15 protein-coding genes are annotated in these 16386 nt (G+C 65.5%); 9 read left to right on the top strand and 6 right to left on the bottom strand.

What is annotated here, in order from left to right; translation table 11 throughout:
- Positions 1 to 58: 58 nt before the first annotated feature.
- The 3 genes from AC3WLX_RS21110 (at position 59) to AC3WLX_RS21120 (ending at position 3139) form a co-directional block, all read left to right on the top strand.
- On the top strand, positions 59 to 262 hold the full coding sequence (locus tag AC3WLX_RS21110) for a hypothetical protein (protein ID WP_291620550.1): 204 nt from the start codon (positions 59 to 61) through the stop codon (positions 260 to 262).
- 240 nt (positions 263 to 502) lie between these two features.
- Positions 503 to 1630 (top strand): glycosyltransferase family 2 protein, encoded by a 1128-nt coding sequence (locus AC3WLX_RS21115; protein ID WP_291620553.1) that lies wholly within the window; start codon positions 503 to 505, stop codon positions 1628 to 1630.
- Between the two features lie 6 nt (positions 1631 to 1636).
- Positions 1637 to 3139, top strand: a complete 1503-nt coding sequence (locus AC3WLX_RS21120; RefSeq protein ID WP_492337438.1) for a glycosyltransferase family 39 protein — start codon at positions 1637 to 1639, stop codon at positions 3137 to 3139.
- Between the two features lie 120 nt (positions 3140 to 3259).
- On the opposite strand, the gene AC3WLX_RS21125 is transcribed toward AC3WLX_RS21120, so the two are convergent.
- Together AC3WLX_RS21125 and AC3WLX_RS21130 are read right to left on the bottom strand one after the other, a co-directional pair.
- Complete coding sequence (locus AC3WLX_RS21125) at positions 3260 to 5149, bottom strand: CHASE2 domain-containing protein (protein WP_492337439.1); 1890 nt, start codon at positions 5147 to 5149, stop codon at positions 3260 to 3262.
- An 88-nt stretch (positions 5150 to 5237) separates the two neighbouring features.
- Positions 5238 to 5765 (bottom strand): FecR domain-containing protein, encoded by a 528-nt coding sequence (locus AC3WLX_RS21130; protein WP_492337440.1) that lies wholly within the window; start codon positions 5763 to 5765, stop codon positions 5238 to 5240.
- Between the two features lie 653 nt (positions 5766 to 6418).
- On the opposite strand from AC3WLX_RS21130, the gene AC3WLX_RS21135 reads away from it, so the two are divergent.
- Positions 6419 to 7507 carry a DUF2778 domain-containing protein gene (locus AC3WLX_RS21135; protein WP_492337441.1) on the top strand — a complete coding sequence of 363 codons (1089 nt, stop codon included), beginning with the start codon at positions 6419 to 6421 and terminating at the stop codon, positions 7505 to 7507.
- Between the two features lie 102 nt (positions 7508 to 7609).
- On the opposite strand, the gene AC3WLX_RS21140 is transcribed toward AC3WLX_RS21135, so the two are convergent.
- Positions 7610 to 8203 (bottom strand): cysteine hydrolase family protein, encoded by a 594-nt coding sequence (locus AC3WLX_RS21140; protein WP_492337442.1) that lies wholly within the window; start codon positions 8201 to 8203, stop codon positions 7610 to 7612.
- Between the two features lie 130 nt (positions 8204 to 8333).
- Here AC3WLX_RS21140 and AC3WLX_RS21145 point away from each other — a divergent pair, with 130 nt between their 5' ends.
- The 3 genes from AC3WLX_RS21145 to AC3WLX_RS21155 all read left to right on the top strand — a co-directional run bounded on the left by AC3WLX_RS21145 (position 8334) and on the right by AC3WLX_RS21155 (position 10419).
- Positions 8334 to 9173: a LysR family transcriptional regulator gene (locus AC3WLX_RS21145; RefSeq protein WP_492337443.1), complete on the top strand. Its 840-nt coding sequence runs from the start codon at positions 8334 to 8336 to the stop codon at positions 9171 to 9173.
- A 127-nt stretch (positions 9174 to 9300) separates the two neighbouring features.
- Positions 9301 to 10050, top strand: a complete 750-nt coding sequence (lepB, locus tag AC3WLX_RS21150; RefSeq protein WP_492337444.1) for a signal peptidase I — start codon at positions 9301 to 9303, stop codon at positions 10048 to 10050.
- A gap of 81 nt (positions 10051 to 10131) precedes the next feature.
- Positions 10132 to 10419: a GIY-YIG nuclease family protein gene (locus AC3WLX_RS21155; RefSeq protein ID WP_492337445.1), complete on the top strand. Its 288-nt coding sequence runs from the start codon at positions 10132 to 10134 to the stop codon at positions 10417 to 10419.
- A 241-nt stretch (positions 10420 to 10660) separates the two neighbouring features.
- Here the strand turns inward: AC3WLX_RS21155 and groL are convergent, their stop codons facing one another.
- Positions 10661 to 12301 (bottom strand): chaperonin GroEL, encoded by a 1641-nt coding sequence (gene groL / locus AC3WLX_RS21160; protein ID WP_291620573.1) that lies wholly within the window; start codon positions 12299 to 12301, stop codon positions 10661 to 10663.
- Positions 12302 to 12346: 45 nt separating this feature from the next.
- Positions 12347 to 12661: a co-chaperone GroES gene (locus AC3WLX_RS21165; protein WP_148741152.1), complete on the bottom strand. Its 315-nt coding sequence runs from the start codon at positions 12659 to 12661 to the stop codon at positions 12347 to 12349.
- A 376-nt stretch (positions 12662 to 13037) separates the two neighbouring features.
- Between AC3WLX_RS21165 and AC3WLX_RS21170 the strand changes: the two genes are divergently transcribed.
- Positions 13038 to 13325: an usg protein gene (locus tag AC3WLX_RS21170; protein WP_024340798.1), complete on the top strand. Its 288-nt coding sequence runs from the start codon at positions 13038 to 13040 to the stop codon at positions 13323 to 13325.
- Between the two features lie 104 nt (positions 13326 to 13429).
- Here the strand turns inward: AC3WLX_RS21170 and AC3WLX_RS21175 are convergent, their stop codons facing one another.
- Entirely contained in the window at positions 13430 to 15559 is a 2130-nt protein-coding gene (locus tag AC3WLX_RS21175; RefSeq protein WP_492337446.1) for an O-linked N-acetylglucosamine transferase, SPINDLY family protein, read from the bottom strand.
- A gap of 217 nt (positions 15560 to 15776) precedes the next feature.
- On the opposite strand from AC3WLX_RS21175, the gene AC3WLX_RS21180 reads away from it, so the two are divergent.
- Positions 15777 to 16304: a cupin domain-containing protein gene (locus AC3WLX_RS21180; protein WP_492337447.1), complete on the top strand. Its 528-nt coding sequence runs from the start codon at positions 15777 to 15779 to the stop codon at positions 16302 to 16304.
- The last annotated feature ends 82 nt before the right edge of the window (positions 16305 to 16386 follow it).

Genomic DNA, 16386 nt, shown 5'->3' on the forward strand with positions numbered 1-16386 from the left:
CTGCTCTGCGCTCATCCGTGGTATCACCGGGCGCATCTGGAAGAGGGATGGGTGTTCCATGGCGTCCGAGTCGGTGGGAGGCGTTTTGGGCGCGATCGTTGCCGCGATCGTGCTCGCAGTTGCCGTGTTGTTCGGGCCGATCGGCCAGTACGGCAAGCCGCCCAAGCCGGCAAAGGTCGAGCCGGCGCCGGCTGCGGCCCCGGCGGTCCCCGCCGCGCCCGCGCCGCGTGGCCCGATCATCCGGGAAGTGCCCAACCAATAGGGCACAAAATGCGAGCTCCGCCCCTTGCGGAGTGCTTTCGTCGTCCCCATCTAGCTTGTAACGGCGACGTTGAGCGAACAACTCCGGCGCTGGGACGACCTTGGAATAGCTTGGGCTTGCGCCGGATGTACGCGCGGTCCGCCGTTCCGGGGTCGTTGGCATTTTAGGGCCCCTTTTGGGGCGTTTCCCTCAGACCTCCCGGCTTGGCAGCGCAGGATGCGGCAGATATACGCTGCCGTCATGAATGAAGCGATCAGACCGGGCGTCGGCAATCAGGCCCAAGAGGGGCCGGAACTGTCGGTTATCGTCCCGACCTTCAACGAGCGCGACAACGTCACGGTGCTGTATCGGCGGCTGGAGGCGACGCTCGCCAACGTCGTTTGGGAGGTCGTGTTCGTCGACGACAACTCGCCCGACGGCACCTGGGACGTGGTGCGCGCGCTGGCCCAGCGCGACAGCCGCGTGCGCTGTGTCCGCCGTATCGGCCGGCGCGGCCTGTCCGGTGCGTGCATCGAGGGCATTCTGGCCTCGAGCGCTCCCTATGTGGCGGTGATCGACGCCGACCTCCAGCACGACGAGACGCAGCTGCCGAAGATGCTGCTCTTGCTCGCAAGCGACCAAGCCGATCTCGTGGTCGGCAGCCGCTACATCGAGGGCTACACGAGCGAAGGCTTCAACAAGCAGCGTGCCGGCGCCAGTGCGCTGGCGACCGAAGTCGCGAGGAAGATGCTGCGGGTCGAGATCGCCGACCCCATGAGTGGCTTCTTCATGATTCGCCGCGACCGGTTCGAGCAGCTCGCGCCCAAACTCTCCGTGCACGGCTTCAAGATCCTGCTCGACATCGTCGCGAGCGCGCATGGCGGCTTGCGGGCGGTCGAGATTCCCTACACCTTCGGCGCCCGCCAGCACGGCGAGAGCAAGCTCGATTCCATGGTCGCGCTCGACTTCCTCGGTCTCGTCTTCGCCAAGCTGACCAACGACGTCGTCTCGCTGCGCTTCATCCTGTTCGCGATGGTCGGCGGCATCGGCCTCGTGGTGCATCTCGCCACGCTGTTCATCGCGCTTCGCCTGTTCAACGCGCCGTTCGCGGAAGCACAGGCCGCCGGCGCCATCGTCGCCATGACCAGCAATTTCATCCTCAACAACTTTCTGACCTATCGCGACCAGCGGCTGAAGGGCTTTGCGCTGCTGCGCGGCCTGATCGCGTTCTACATCGTGTGCAGCGTCGGCCTGCTCGCCAATGTCGGCGTCGCCTTCTCGGTGTACGACCAGGAGCCGATCTGGTGGCTGGCCGGCATGGCCGGCGCGCTGATGGGCGTGGTGTGGAACTACGCGATGTCGGGCCTGTTCGTCTGGCGCAAGAAATAGCGCGACATGGCCGGAGCTGACGCGCGGATCGTCCGCAACACCACGTTGGTGATTGTTGCGCTGGTTGCTTTGCGCCTAGTCGCGGCCGCCTTCACGCCGATTACCTTCGACGAAGCCTATTACTGGATGTGGTCGAAGAACCTGGCCGGCGGCTATTACGACCATCCGCCGATGGTGGCGTACGTCATCCGGGCCGGCACCTTGATCGCGGGCGATACCGAGCTCGGCGTTCGCCTGGTCTCGATCCTGCTGGCGCTGCCGATGAGCTATGCGGTCTATCGCTCTGCCGCGATCCTGTTCGGCGGGGTGCGCGTGGCTGCGACCAGCGCCATCCTGCTCAACGCGACGCTGCTGGCCTCGGTCGGCACGCTAATCGTGACGCCCGATGCGCCGCTGCTGGTCGCCTCCAGCTTCGTGCTGTTGTTCCTCGCCAAGGTGCTGGAGACCGGCCGTGGCGCCTGGTGGCTCGCCGTCGGCGCTGCCGTCGGCGCTGCGCTGCTGTCGAAATACACGGCGATGTTCTTTGGCGCCGCGATCCTGATCTGGCTCGCTTGCGTGCCGAAGCTGCGACGCTGGTTCCTCTCGCCCTGGCCCTACCTCGGCGGCTTGGTGGCGCTGGCGCTGTTCTCGCCCGTGATCCTCTGGAATGCGGACCACCAATGGGTCTCGTTCGCAAAGCAGCTCGGCCGTGCCAGGATCGAGGACTTCCGGCCGGTCTTCATCGCCGAGCTGATCCCGACCCAGATCGCGTTCGCAACCCCGCTGGTCTTCATCCTCGGCGCGATGGGATTGCACGCGCTGACCTGGCAGCGCACGGGCGCGCTGGCCTCGCGCGTGCTGATCGCGACGATGTTCTGGACCATCGTCGCCTATTTCGTCTGGCATTCCTTGCATGCCCGGGTCGAGGCCAACTGGTTCGCCCCGGTCTACCCGCCCTTCGTCGTGGCCGCGGCTGCCGCAGCCAACATCGCACAGTGGAAGCCGCGCCAGCGGCGCCTCGTCGACTTCTGCCTGCGCTGGGCCGCGCCTGTGGGCATCCTGATGTTTGCGGCCTTGATCGTCCAGGCCAACACCGGCTGGCTTTCGGGCTACCGCCGCGACGCCACGGTGCGCAGCGTCGGTGTCGGCTGGCGCGAGCTCGCCGCGGAGATCGAAGCGGTGCGCGCGCGCGTCGGTGCGACCTGCGTGCTTGCGCAGGATTACGGGACCACCGGTTGGCTCGCCTTCTATCTGCCGCCGGGCACCTGCGTCGTGCAGCAAAGCCAGCGCATCCGCTGGGTCAACATGCCCGAGCCGGATCCCGCGCTACTCGCCGGCAAGCTGCTCTATGTCGACGAGTTGCGCGCAGGGGGGCGTCCCGCCCTTAACGAGCTCTTTGCGAAGGTGACAGAGGTCGCGCAATTGCAGCGCAAGCGCGGGCCGCTCGTGATCGAGACCTACGGTATCGATCTGCTCGAAGGCGCCAGGGGCGAGGTGCTCGATCGCTCGCCACCGCCGGAAGCGCGGTAGCGCCCAGAGCGGAATGGCTTCAAGTCGAACCGATTGCCGCGGGCTCGGTGCAACCTCTCCCGCTTGCGGGAGAGGGAGCGCAGCTCCGTCTTTCAGCGATCGAGCCTCGCTTCATCGCGCTCAGCCAATAATCTCGGCCTTGGTCGCAACCTGGCCCCGGTCGCCCCGGTCGCGCCAGAACCAAACGGTCACGATGCCGGAGCGGCCGCGGACCTGGGCGAGCAGGGGGCCGGACAGGACGCCGTCGGGAGCGCCCTGGAAGTCGGCGGCATCCAGCAGCGTATCGCTCAGCGCGAGCCGCGCATCGTTCTGGGCGGCAACCTCCATCAGCCGGCTGGCGACGTTGACGGTGTCGCCGGTCGCGGTGATGTGGTGATGGCTTTCGCCGAGCCGGGATGCGACGATCTCACCGCAATGCGCGCCGATCTTGAAGCCGAGCTGTCCTGCGATCGCCGGCGGCAGCGAGGCGATCCAGCGTTCGGCCCCGCGATGCAGGTCGATCGCGCATTTCAGCGCGCGCGTCGCGTCATCGGGCATGGCGCGCGGAAGCCCGAACAGGATCATGGCGCCGTCGCCGAGAAAGCCGGTGATCATGCCGCCGCAATCGACCGCGGTCTTGTCGATCAGTGCGTGAAATCCCTTCAGGAGATCCCTGAGTTCGTCCGGATCGGTCCGCTCGCTCAGACCGGTGAAACCCGAGAGGTCGATGAAGACCACGGCGGCATCCTGCCGGACGGGCTTCGACAGGAAGTTCGGGTCGCGTGCCAGCCACTCCTGTACCGCTGGCGCCTGGAATTGTGCGAGCGACCTGCTCTTGGCCGCGAAATATTGCGTGCGGCGGCTTCCGGCCCACAGCTGTATGCCGGCAAAGACGGCGACCGGCGGCACCGCCGCGACGAGCGTGGTCGCAGCGTTCAGCCAGACCCCGTGCGTGAACGCGAACAGATTGAGCCCGGCCCAGGCCGTCATCACTGCGGCGGCCGCGATGATGCCGAGCGCGCTCCGCCGCCAGGCGAGCAGGCCGACCAGCAGCATCGGCAGCAGGACCGCAGTGAGCGCATCGGCGATGCGGACCCTGCGGTCGCGCAGGACGCCGTCGCCGGCGACGAGATGCGTGATCGCGGTCGAGATCACCTCGACGCCGGGCATCAGCGAGTCGAACGGCGTGGGAAAGAAGTCGCCGCCGCCGGCGACCGAGGCGCCGATCACGACGATCCGGTTCTCGATCGCGGCGCGGTCGAGCGTGCCGTCGAAGATGCTCTGCGCGCTGACGGTGCGGATCGTCCGGCGCGGGCCGTAATAGGTGATCGGCAGCGCGAAGTCGCTGTCGGTCGGCACCACGCGTTCACCCAATCTCAGATGGTCGGGTGCGACTGTCAGCGGCTCGTCGAGCGCACGGGCGGCGACGCGCAGGGGGAACGACAGCTCGACCTTGTCGCGGGTCCGGAACAGCATCGGCACCGAGAGCGGCGACCCGGATTGCCCAGTCGCGACGTTGACGACACCGACCTCGGCATGGTCGGCGAATGCGGGCAGGGGCTGCAGGAAGCGTTCGGCCTGCGGCAGAACGGCGAGGGGACCTTCGCTCTCCGGCGTCACGGTGTCGCTGTCGGAGGGGAAGATCGCCGCGGCGGCGAGCACCATGGGCCCGGTGGCGAGCGTGTTGGCCAGCGTGGCATCGCCGATCGCAGCGCTGCGGTCGACCAGCAGGAGATCGATGCCAATGACCTTTGGCTTGAACTGCACGATGGTGTCGACGACGCGGGCGAGGTCGGAGCGCGGCAACGGGTAGCTGCCGCCGCGCTTCACCACGGTGTCGTCGATCGCGACGATGGTGACGAGATCGGGTGGACGCTGCACGCCGCGAATCTGCGTCCGCCAGTCCGTCAGCGTGGCTTCGAGGCGGTCGAGAAAGCGCAAACGGCCGTTGGCGTGCGCGGCATAGATGCCCGCGCCCCACAGCGCGGTGAGGACCAATGCCACCAGGATCTGAACGCGTCGCCTACGCATGCGGTGTCTAGCACTCGTCTGTTGCCAAAATTTCGTGTGCCGTGCCTCGTCGGCCGGGTCTCATTGCCGAAGCCTGATCGCCCGAGCCTTATTGTTGCCCGAGCCTTGCCATCAGCGCGTCGACGCGCGGCTGGCCCCACGTCTTGACGGTCAACGGGCCGGTCGGCTCGACATCGACGCCTTCGCCGGGTCCGAGCACGACGCCGCGTCCACGGGCCCTGCGGGTCACGCCGACCCGGCCGTCGGCGACGAACACGGAGGTCTTGGCGTCAGCGGCGTCGACCGCCCATTTCGTGCCGCGCACTGCGGCAATCGCTTGCGGCGTCAGCACCTTGAAGGGGGTGCGCCGCGACTTCCTGGGCACCTCGACCAGCAGGGCTTTGCTGCTCAACTCCACGGAGTCTATATGTCCGTCGCGGTTGGCGTCCTTTAGTTCAAATCTGGCGCCATTTTCCGCAACGATCGTGATGCCGTTGTCACAGCGCCAGACCTGGGTGCCCGCGGCCGCCAGCGATGCCATGCAGCCGCTATTGGCAGCCGGCTGTGCGCTCGCAAGACCGATCGAAAATGATGACCACAGCAGGGCGCAAAGCCCAGCGCGCGAAAAGCCCCTCATGCCAGCCTCCGTTCAAAGTGCTCGGCACCGTCCAAGGCAAAGCAATACGGTGCCGTATCACAAGCAGAGGCTGCTGAAAAGTGCCGAGGTACCGAGCTACTTTCTCGTGGCGGCGATTTCCAGACCGGCGCGATCAACTTTCTATCACGGCGCCGTGGCGCGCGACCGCTCTGTGCGCGAAGTGTGACGTGGACGGCCGCGCTGCGGCTTGAGCGGAGAGGGCGCAGCGCCAGCCCCGCGCAATGCTTCCCCGTTATCGTCCGGGTCTCGAAGGCCACGAAACGACTTGGTTGGATGGCCTTGAGGGATCGCCCAAGGCATCCGCCGAAGGCGCCGAGTTGGCTGCGAAAGATGGTTAACAGATACTGCTAAGTCCGTAATACTGCGGGCTTTTTCCCAAAATGAGACAGCGTTAACGGGTTGCCTCATATCGGCCTGAACTTAATCCGCATTTAACTAAAAGTCGCCTTAATGACGCTCCGACCCTCTGCGAGATGCTGTTCCCGGATCGTGACCAGCGGCACTTTGAAGGGGGACCGAGTGACACCGTCCTGGACGCAAGGCGAATGAGTACGAGTATCGCTGCGCAAAGTAACGCGGCACGGAAGTCCAAGAATTTCTCGAAGCGCAATTCGCGGAAATCTTCTCCGAGAATGACCATGACCAATTGGCTCGGCGCCGCCGCGATCGGCTGCGTCGTGGTGGGTGCTGGCTGGACCATCCACAGCAACATCTTCGGCGCGAGCGTCTATCCGACCGTCGGCAGCATCGGCTACGACGAGCCGGTGATCAGGCGCCCGGCCAAGATGGTGCTGCGTGAGGCCGGCGAGGCCATCAAGGAGACCTTCGCCCTGCTGCCCGATCGGCTCCAGGTCGCCGCCCCGATCTCGCGCGAGATGTTCAACGAGCGTTTTGCAGCAGCTGCCACGCAGGGCGTGCCATCGAATGCGGCGAGCGCTGCGCCAGCGACCCAGATGGCTGCCGTCCCGGAGACCTCGAAGGAGGCTTCGAAGCAGGGCGTGATTGCCAAGGTCGCCGACGCGCTGAAGCCTGCCCCGAAGACCAATGACAGGTCTGCCGACAAGGCCAGGCGCGCAGCGGAGGGCCAGGTCCAGCTGGCCTCGGCCGATCCGGCCCAGATCGTGCCGGCGCCCGAGGCGAAGCCGAAGTCGTTTGCCGATCGCGCCAAGGCGGCCGTGATGTCGATCACCACGCCGCGCCAGTCGATGGTGGAGAAGCTCTGGGGCAAGCGTGAGCCGTCCGGCGGGCTCCTGGCCTATGCCTCCGCCGACGCCAGCATCACCGCATCCATCGCGCCGAAGGAGCAGAACCCGATGTTCGGCGGCGCGCCGCCCTACGAGCGGGACACTGCGGTCTACGATATTGCTGCCAAGATGGTGTATCTGCCCGACGGCACCCGGCTCGAGGCGCATTCCGGCCTCGGCGCCAACCGCGACGATCCGGACTCCCGTCGCCTGCGCATGCGCGGCGTGACGCCTCCGCACATCTACACGCTGAAGCCGCGCGAGGCGCTGTTTCACGGTGTGCCGGCGCTGCGCCTGACACCGGTCGGCGGCGAAAGCGCGATCTACGGCCGCGACGGCCTGCTCGCCCACACCTACATGCTCGGGCCGAACGGCGATTCCAACGGCTGCGTGTCGTTCAAGGACTATTACGCCTTCCTCGACGCCTACCGCAACAAGGGCATCCGCAAGCTGGCGGTGCTGGCGCGGGTGGACTGAGGCGCGATCGCGCCCCGCACCGCTTGCCGGCCGCGCCTGCATGCGTTCGAGGTCGGCCGTCAAGGACGGCCAAGGCGCGATGTCAATTCTTGCAGAGCGCCGTCAAACCGGTGCGTCGGTGCGCGCGATGATCGCGAAGCGGTCCGACAATTCAGCCAGCGCCACCTCGTGAACCGTCCTGGCGGCGAGCGCGCCGCCGCGTCCATCGGGAAGATCGCGGGTGGCGCAGGCATCGGCCGCGATCGTCGTGCGCAGGCCGAGGTCGAGCGCGGCGCGGGCGGTGGAAGACACACACATGTGCGTCATGAACCCGGCCAGCACGATGTTCGTGCGTCCGGTGGCAGCAAGCCGGGCCTGCAGGTCGGTGCCGGCGAACGCGTTCGGCAACCCCTTCTCGATCACCGGCTCGCTCGCGCGCGGCGTCAGGCGTTCGACGATGGCCCCGCGCGGCGCCTCGCGGTCGAACAGGCCGCCGGCGCGGCCCTTGTGTGCGACATGGAAGACTGCGGCGCCGCTCTCCCGTGCCCGCGCCAGCAGGCGAGCAGCCGCCGCGATCGCCGCCTGCGCATCGGGCAGGGCCAGCGGGCCGGCGCAATACTCGTTCTGGATGTCGATCAACACGAGGCAGGCCTCGTTGAGCTTCGGCGGATCGAGATTGGCGCCGGCGAGTTCGAGCAGGGTCTTTGGAGCGGTCATGCTGGTCAGGCCTTCCAGGGCTGTGGGATGGCGCGACACTAGCGCAGCCGAGGCCTGCCATTGTGCAGGACTATTGCAGCTTACGGCTGCGAATTTGCAGGTATCTGCACCGGCTGCTAGGCTTTCCCCCATGAACTGGGACGATCTGCGCATCATCGCCGCGGTGAGGGACGAGGGCACCTATGCCGGCGCCAGCGCGCGGCTGCGCATCGACGAGACCACCGTCGGCCGCCGGCTGGCGCGCATCCAGCGCGATCTCGGCGTGCCGCTGTTCGATGCCGTGGACGGCTTGCGGCGGCCGACGCGCCATTGCGAGGCGGTGCTCGAACATGTCGGCGCGATGGCGGCGCATGCCGCGGCGATCGATCGCATCAAGGAGAGCCAGGCGGGCCCGGTCGGGCGCCTGCGCATCGCCTCGACCAATGCGGTCGCCGAAGAGCTGCTGGCCCCGCATGCGAGCAGCTTCCTGCGCGATCATCCCGGCCTGACCCTGCAATTCCTAACCTCCAGCGACAACGTGAAATTCTCGCGCTGGCAGGCCGACCTCGCCATCCGCCTGCGCAAGCCGGAGAAGGGCGACTTCACGATCTCCAAGCTCGGCGACGTCAGCCTCTACTTCTTCGAGCCGGCGGACCGCAGCAGTGGCGAGCCCGTCGCCTGCGTCTATCCGGACGAGCTCGACGCGATTCCGGAAGCGCAGTTTCTGCGTTCCAGGCGCCTGACCAACACGCGCTGCGTCACCGACAATACCCGCATCATCAGCACCATGATCCGGTCGCATCAGGCCGTCGGCGTGCTGCCCGAGCACAGCTGCGCAGCCCTGCTCGCCGACCGCAGCCTGCGCGCCACCCTGCTGCCGAAGCGCCGCGACGTCTGGCTTCTGGTGCAGAACCACCTCAAGCGCGATCCGGCGACCCGCGTGACCATCGACTGGGTGAGGGCTTGCTTCCAGGACGTCCCGAAAGCCTGACCGTCGGCGACGGCCGAGGCCGCCGCAATGAACGCAGTTTGCACGACGTGCGACCAAGACCACGAGCGGGGATTGCGCGCGCGCCAGGGTTGCGTAATCTCATGACGAGACTTGACGGGGCAAGCCTATGGCGACTCTTTCCGAAACGATCCGGCCCTCGCGGGCACAATCGCGGGAATGGAAGGCGATCGTCGTCCTGATTCTCATGATCCCGGTGCTGTGGTCGCCGCTGATCCTGTTTCGTTTCGTCCTCTATCAGCCGTTCAACATTCCATCCGGCTCGATGACGCCGACGCTCATGGCCGGCGATTACGTCTTCGCCGCGAAATATGCCTATGGGTATGGCCGCTATTCCCTTCCTTTCGCCTCGTCCGTTATTTCGGGCCGTATCCTCGCCGCGGATCCCGAATACGGGGATATCGTCGTGTTTCGGTCGCCGAAGGACAATTCGACCGACTACGTCAAGCGCGTCGTCGGGCTGCCAGGGGACCGCATCCAGATGCGGCAGGGCCGGCTCATCCTGAACGACCGCCCGGTGACGCGCGTCGCCCTGGAGGCAGCGCTTGCCGGCGAGGCCTGCGGCGTGGACGACGGCAAGGCCGTCAAGCGTTGGCGCGAGACGCTGCCGAGCGGCGCAAGCTACGTGACGTATGATTGCGTCGAAAACGGCTATCTCGACAACACCGACGTCTTCGCTGTGCCGCCCGGCCACCTCTTCGTTCTCGGCGACAACCGCGACAATTCCACCGACAGCCGCATGCTGTCGACCTTCGGCTTCGTGCCGATGGACAATCTCATCGGCAAGGTCACGCGCATCATCTGGTCGCTCGACGAAGACGGCGAGCCCCGCTTCGAGCGGATGGGAAAGGTGGAGTGAGGTAGGGGGTCTCTCCTCCCGTCATTCCGGGGCGCGCCCTCTTGGGCGCGAGCCCGGAATCCATATCCACAGGCGGATGTTGTGACCTACTACATCTACATCCTCGCGAGCAAGAAACACGGCACGCTCTACATCGGCGTGACCAACGACTTGGTGCGCCGCGTGTATCAGCACAGAACGAAAGCCGTCCCCGGCTTCACCAGCAAGTACGGCGTCAACAAGCTCGTGCTGTTCGAAATCTATGATGATCCTGCGACAGCCATTGCCCGCGAGAAGGAGCTCAAGAAATGGCGGCGCGACTGGAAAACGCGCCTGATCGAAGAGCAGAATCCGAACTGGGATGACCTCTATCCGGGGATCGCCACATAAGGTTCATCCTGCACTCCTTGTCATTCCGGGGCGGCGCGCAGCGCCGAGCCCGGAATCCATAATCACAGGCAGATCGAATGGCCCGCCTATGCCTGTCGCCCGTGAGTTTCGTGGTTATGGATTCCGGGCTCGCGCCCAGGGGGGCGCGCCCCGGAATGACGGGTGGAGAGGACGGTGCCGCTCACAAACAAAAACCCCGGCATCGCTGCCGGGGTTTCGTCGTTCTTGATGTGGTTGGATCTTAGAAGTCCATGCCGCCCATGCCGCCGCCGGGGGGCATTGCCGGGCCGGCGCCGCCCTTCTTGGGCAGCTCGGCGACCATGGCTTCCGTGGTGATCAGGAGCGCGGCCACGGAGGCAGCGTTCTGGATCGCGGTGCGGACCACCTTGGTCGGGTCGATGATGCCCTTCTTGACGAGGTCACCGTATTCGCCGGTCTGGGAGTCGAAGCCGTAGGCATAGGCCTTGTTCTCCAGCACCTTGCCGACGATCACCGAGCCGTCTTCACCGGCGTTGATCGCGATCTGGCGGGCGGGGGCCGACAGCGCCTTGCGCACGATCTCGACGCCGGTCTTCTGGTCGTCGTTCTTGGTGCGAAGGCCCTTGAGCTGCTCGGAGGCACGGAGCAGGGCGACGCCGCCGCCCGGAACGATGCCTTCTTCCACGGCCGCGCGGGTCGCATGCATCGCGTCATCAACGCGATCCTTGCGCTCCTTCACCTCGACCTCGGTCGCGCCGCCGACGCGGATCACCGCGACGCCGCCCGCGAGCTTGGCAAGACGCTCCTGGAGCTTCTCACGGTCGTAGTCCGAGGTGGTCTCCTCGATCTGCGCCTTGATCTGGGCCACGCGCGCCTCGATGTCGGCCTTCTTGCCGGCGCCGTTGACGATCGTGGTGTTCTCCTTGTCGATCATCACCTTCTTGGCGCGACCGAGCATGTTGAGCGTGACGTTCTCGAGCTTGATGCCGAGATCTTCCGAGATCGCCTGGCCGCCGGTCAGGATCGCGATGTCCTGCAGCATGGCCTTGCGGCGATCGCCGAAGCCCGGAGCCTTGACGGCCGCGACCTTCAGGCCGCCGCGCAGGCGGTTCACGACGAGGGTCGCGAGCGCTTCGCCTTCAACGTCCTCGGCGACGATGACCAGCGGCTTGCCGGTCTGCACCACGGCCTCGAGCAGCGGCAGCAGCTCGTTCAGCGAGGAGAGCTTCTTCTCGTTGATCAGGATGTAGGCGTCGTCCATCTCGACGCGCATCTTGTCGGCGTTGGTGACGAAGTAGGGCGAGATGTAGCCGCGGTCGAACTGCATGCCCTCGACGACGTCGAGTTCGGTCTCGAGCGACTTCGCTTCCTCGACGGTGATGACGCCCTCGTTGCCGACCTTCTTCATGGCGTCGGCGAGGAACTTGCCAATCTCCGCGTCGCCGTTGGCCGAGATGGTGCCGACCTGGGCGATCTCGTCGTTCGAGGTGACCTTCTTGGAGTTCTTCACGAGGTCGGCGACCACGGCTTCCACGGCCAGGTCGATACCGCGCTTGAGGTCCATCGGGTTCATGCCGGCGGCGACCGACTTGGCGCCTTCACGCACGATCGCCTGGGCCAGCACGGTGGCGGTGGTGGTGCCGTCGCCGGCCGCGTCAGCGGACTTGGAGGCGACTTCGCGCACCATCTGGGCGCCCATGTTCTCGAACTTGTCCTCGAGCTCGATCTCCTTGGCGACGGTGACGCCGTCCTTGGTGATGCGGGGAGCGCCGAACGACTTGTCGAGCACGACGTTGCGGCCCTTCGGGCCGAGCGTGACCTTCACTGCGTTGGCAAGGATGTCGACGCCGCGCAGCATCTTGTCGCGCGCATCAACCGAGAATTTGACTTCTTTGGCTGCCATGTGGGTTTTTCCTTGAGATGTTTGACTGGAGGGAGAGAAGGGCTCTTAAGCCGCCTTCTTCTTGGACTCGCTGACCTCGAGAACGCCCATCACGTCGCTCTCCTTCATGATCAGCAGGTCCTGGCCGTCGATCTTGACCTCGGTGCCGGACCACTTGCCGAACAGCACGCGGTCGCCGACCTTCAGGTCGATCGGGATCAGCTTGCCAGCTTCGTCGCGGCCACCGGGGCCAACGGCGACGATTTCGCCCTGGGAGGGCTTTTCCTTGGCAGTGTCGGGAATGATGATGCCGCCAGCGGTCTTCTCTTCGGCGTCGATGCGCTTGACCACGACGCGGTCGTGAAGCGGACGGAATTTCATGCAGTCCTCCTAAGCAATTGCTCGGGTTGAGGTTTTGAGATTGTTAGCAATCGTTGCCCGTGAGTGCTAGCACGAGCGAGCCTGAAATAGGCCAGGAATTTTGTGGGGGCAAGGGCTTGTAGCAGAAAAATTAGCAGCCAAAAGCGTGGACTGCCAGAAGGCGTTCACTATCGTTAACCGATGCCGGAGCCCGTATTAGCACGGTGGCGTATCTGCTGCTAACGCATTGAATTTCAACAGCTTGTTAAACTTTTGGGCTTGAGATGAATTGTCGGTTTGCGTCACATTTCTGGTGTGAGCGCATCAGCAGCCGGGTGGCTCCCCGGGGCACGGATCAAGCCACCCGCCGAATGCGCTCCTGCAAAGGAGGTTTGGCATGGGACTGCGCGTTGGGGGTGTTTCCGACGATTTCCGGAAACAGATGCTGGGCTACGGGCTGACGACGGCACAAATTCTTTATCGAATGCCGGATCATCCCTCGCTGCTCCAGACCTACGTCTGGCAGAACTACGACATGTTTCCGAAATTCCCCGCGCTGAAGGATTTCCTGGCCTTCTGGCAGGAAAAGCTCGACGGCCCGCTCCATTCGGTCACCGTCGCGCATTCCAAGCTGATCAAGCCCGCCGAGCTCCGCGCCGTCGACGGCGTGTTCCGGCTGCATTGAACAGAGCGCCGGTCTCTTAGTGCGGACAAAGGCGCGCACTGCGCGCGCCGTGCCCACCAACTCTCCGCGATGGCGAGGGTGGGCACGCCTCCGCTTTGCCGCCCCTACGATGTGCCGCTGCAATAACGTCTCCACATCGCGCGATAGGTCTGGTCCACCGCTCGCCCGTACGCGACGGGGTTTCCGGCGGCTGCGGCCCGGATCTTGTCGGGCAGTTCAAGGCGCAGCGTGTTGAGCTCGGCGATCTCCGAGCCACGGCGCGTTGCGATCTCGACATATGCCTCCGCGCTATCTGCGACCCAGTCCGGCAGGCCAAGCGCCGTCAGGATGGAGCCGGCCGCGCGGCCGGGCAGGCTGTTGCCGAGCTTCGCCACAACAGGCACGCCCATCTGCAAGGCTTCCCAGGTGCTGACGCCGCCATTCTGCGGGAACGTGTCGAGGCAAATGTCGACGCGATTGAACGACGTCAGATGGTCGTCCCGGGAGGTGGCGCCGAGCAGCTCGACCCGATCGGCGGTCAGGCGGCACGCGGCAAGCCGCGCCAGCAGGTTGTCGCGCACCAGCCCATCGTCCAGCGCGAAATCCTTGATCAGTAGCCGCGAACCCGGCGCTCGCTCGAGAATTCTGGACCAGGCTTCCACCGCCGCGTCCGAAATCTTGCTGATGCGGTTGAAGACGCCGAAGGTGACGAAGCCGTTCGCGACCGCCGGCGCCGGTGCCCGCACCACGCCGCCCGGCAGCGGCGCCAGCGTCACGAAGCACGGCAGGTCGACGACGGTCTCCGCAAACAGATGCCGGACCTCGTGAGGAATCGCGACCGGGTCGGAGCAAAGATAATCGATCGTCGGCAGCCCGGTGCCGGTGCCGTGGCCCCAGCCATGAACCTGGATCGGCGCCGGCTTGCGTGCGAACACGCCGAGGCGGTTTCCCCTGGTGTGGCCGGACAGGTCGATCAGGATATCGACGCCGTCGGCGCGGATCTGAGCGGCGAGGCGATCGTCGGTCCATTGCGATGCGTCGCGCCAACGGTCGGCGATCCCCTGAAATTCGCGCGTCGTCGCATCGATCTTCGACGAGCACGCGTAGCACACGATCTCGAACTGCGCCCGGTCATGGTGCTGCAGGACTGGCTTGAAAATGAACGCGGCCGAATGCGCGTTGAAGTCCGATGACACGTAGCCAAGCACGAGGCGGCGATCGGGATCGCGGCTGTTGTCATGCGGTGCCGCCGCATCTGAAGCGATTTTCGTTCCGATCCGCTCCCACCACAGGTGTCGCGCCTGCTGATGCTGCGCGACGCCGGCGTCCGCCACGAAATCGAGCGTGAATATCCTGCTGGAGATCGCGCTCTCGAGGTCGGGCCGGATATCGAGGGCTCGGTCGAAGCTGGCGAGGGCCTCGTCGACCCGGCCGAGTCCGGCAAGACAAAGGCCCAGCACCAGGTGAGCTTGATCGGAGTCCGGCGCGATTGCGAGCGCCCTCTCGCAATCGGGCAATGCCTGGGCGATTTTCTGGGTCTGGAGCAGGATATTTGCGCGGCAGAGCCAGCCATTCGCGTCGTCGGGAGCCAGGGCGATGGCCCGGTTGCAATCTGCCATCGCCTCGTCGGATCGCTGCAGCTCCCGCAATGCGACGGCGCGGTTCGCGAGCGCGGCGGCATCATCAGGCCTGATCGCGAGCGCGCGGTTCAGGCTTGCGAGAGCCTCGTCGTAGTTGCGCAGGCGGCAGAGCGCCGAGCCGCGGCCGTTATGGGCTTCGGCAAGGTTTCTGTCGATGGCGAGCGCCCGGTCGTAACTCTCGCGTGCTTCCTGGTAGCGACCAAGGGCTGCGCTCGCGTTCCCGAAGTTGGAGAGGGCGAGAGCGTAGTTGGGCCGCAAGGCGAGCGCGGTTCGATAACTCTCGCGGGCCGCATCGTGACGCTTCAGCCCGTTCAGCGCGACGCCGAGGCTCATATGGGCTTCGGCAGATCGCGCATCCATGGCGACCGCGCGGCTCAGCAGGATTTCGGCCTGCTGATAGTTCCCGGCATCCGACTCCAGGACGCCGAGCATATGCAGCGCGATGAATTGATCGGGCGCGATCTGCAGGAGCTGGCGATAGGCAGCCTTGGCCTCGGCGAGGCGCCCCTTCTTGTGCAATTCGAGCGCTTGCCCGAGCAAGGGCAGCACGTCGGCCTTTTGCCGCTTCTGAAGCCGCGCATTCTGAAACGCACGCTGACCGACGCCGTTGCCCATGAATCAAGTCCTCCGGATCTGTCGGCGAAACTAGTTCAGCGCGAGAACGAAGACGAGACGACGGCCGCTTGCCACGCCAGCTTGGGACAAGCTACGGTCGATCGGGCCATCGCGTGGTTGGACTAGGCTCCGCATTGCTGCCTCGCCCAGGGCTGGATAATCTGCCCCTCGGATCGGACCCGTGCGACGGGCGCGGCGGAGATCAGGGAGGAAGACAATGGCCAGGCAAAAGGCATCAAGACCCGCGATGAAGACCGCAGTGAAGAAGCGCAGTGCCGCCAAGGCTGTGGCGCTATCCGCGGCTCGCAAGGCGGTGAAGGCGAAGCCGCGCAGCGTCGCTGCGAACAAGCCCGCACGGCCGAAGCAGCGCATCGCGGTCAGCCATCACCGCGAGGAAGATTTCAAGGCCGACGGCCTGCGTGCCTATGCCAGCTACCGCGATCTCGGCATCGCCGAGGCGACCCATGGCCTGGCACAGGCGCATGTGATCCGCTTGCAAGGCCCCTGCAATCCGGCCGAGGTGTCCAAGCTCCACTATCACGACGTCGAATTCCAGATGGTCTACGTGCTCAAGGGCTGGGTGAAGACCTATATGGACGGGCAGGGCGAGACCTTGATGAAGCAAGGCAGCGCCTGGACCCAGCCGCCGAAGATCAGGCACATGATCTTGGATTACTCCGATGACGTCGAGTTGCTGGAGGTGATCCTGCCGGCCGAGTTCAAGACGGTGGAGCTGAAGGCGTAGGGTTTACGTGCAGTCGCGCGCCGTAGCTCTCCGCCGTCATTCCGGGGCGATGCGCAGCATCGAGCTATGGTGCGCAATTGCA

The sequence above is a fragment of the Bradyrhizobium sp. FW305-F6 genome, from assembly GCF_058782905.1.

Excerpts from the sequence above, each read along its gene's own strand:
- AC3WLX_RS21145 (WP_492337443.1), top strand. The coding sequence starts at position 8,334 with ATGAACTGGGACGATCTGCGCATCATCGCCGCGGTGAGGGACGAGGGC.
- AC3WLX_RS21175 (WP_492337446.1), bottom strand. The coding sequence starts at position 15,559 with ATGGGCAACGGCGTCGGTCAGCGTGCGTTTCAGAATGCGCGGCTTCAG.
- AC3WLX_RS21170 (WP_024340798.1), top strand. The coding sequence starts at position 13,038 with ATGGGACTGCGCGTTGGGGGTGTTTCCGACGATTTCCGGAAACAGATG.
- groL (WP_291620573.1), bottom strand. The coding sequence starts at position 12,301 with ATGGCAGCCAAAGAAGTCAAATTCTCGGTTGATGCGCGCGACAAGATG.
- AC3WLX_RS21120 (WP_492337438.1), top strand. The coding sequence starts at position 1,637 with ATGGCCGGAGCTGACGCGCGGATCGTCCGCAACACCACGTTGGTGATT.
- AC3WLX_RS21110 (WP_291620550.1), top strand. The coding sequence starts at position 59 with ATGGCGTCCGAGTCGGTGGGAGGCGTTTTGGGCGCGATCGTTGCCGCG.
- AC3WLX_RS21130 (WP_492337440.1), bottom strand. The coding sequence starts at position 5,765 with ATGAGGGGCTTTTCGCGCGCTGGGCTTTGCGCCCTGCTGTGGTCATCA.
- AC3WLX_RS21140 (WP_492337442.1), bottom strand. The coding sequence starts at position 8,203 with ATGACCGCTCCAAAGACCCTGCTCGAACTCGCCGGCGCCAATCTCGAT.
- AC3WLX_RS21115 (WP_291620553.1), top strand. The coding sequence starts at position 503 with ATGAATGAAGCGATCAGACCGGGCGTCGGCAATCAGGCCCAAGAGGGG.
- lepB (WP_492337444.1), top strand. The coding sequence starts at position 9,301 with ATGGCGACTCTTTCCGAAACGATCCGGCCCTCGCGGGCACAATCGCGG.
- AC3WLX_RS21165 (WP_148741152.1), bottom strand. The coding sequence starts at position 12,661 with ATGAAATTCCGTCCGCTTCACGACCGCGTCGTGGTCAAGCGCATCGAC.
- AC3WLX_RS21135 (WP_492337441.1), top strand. The coding sequence starts at position 6,419 with ATGACCATGACCAATTGGCTCGGCGCCGCCGCGATCGGCTGCGTCGTG.
- AC3WLX_RS21180 (WP_492337447.1), top strand. The coding sequence starts at position 15,777 with ATGGCCAGGCAAAAGGCATCAAGACCCGCGATGAAGACCGCAGTGAAG.
- AC3WLX_RS21125 (WP_492337439.1), bottom strand. The coding sequence starts at position 5,149 with ATGCGTAGGCGACGCGTTCAGATCCTGGTGGCATTGGTCCTCACCGCG.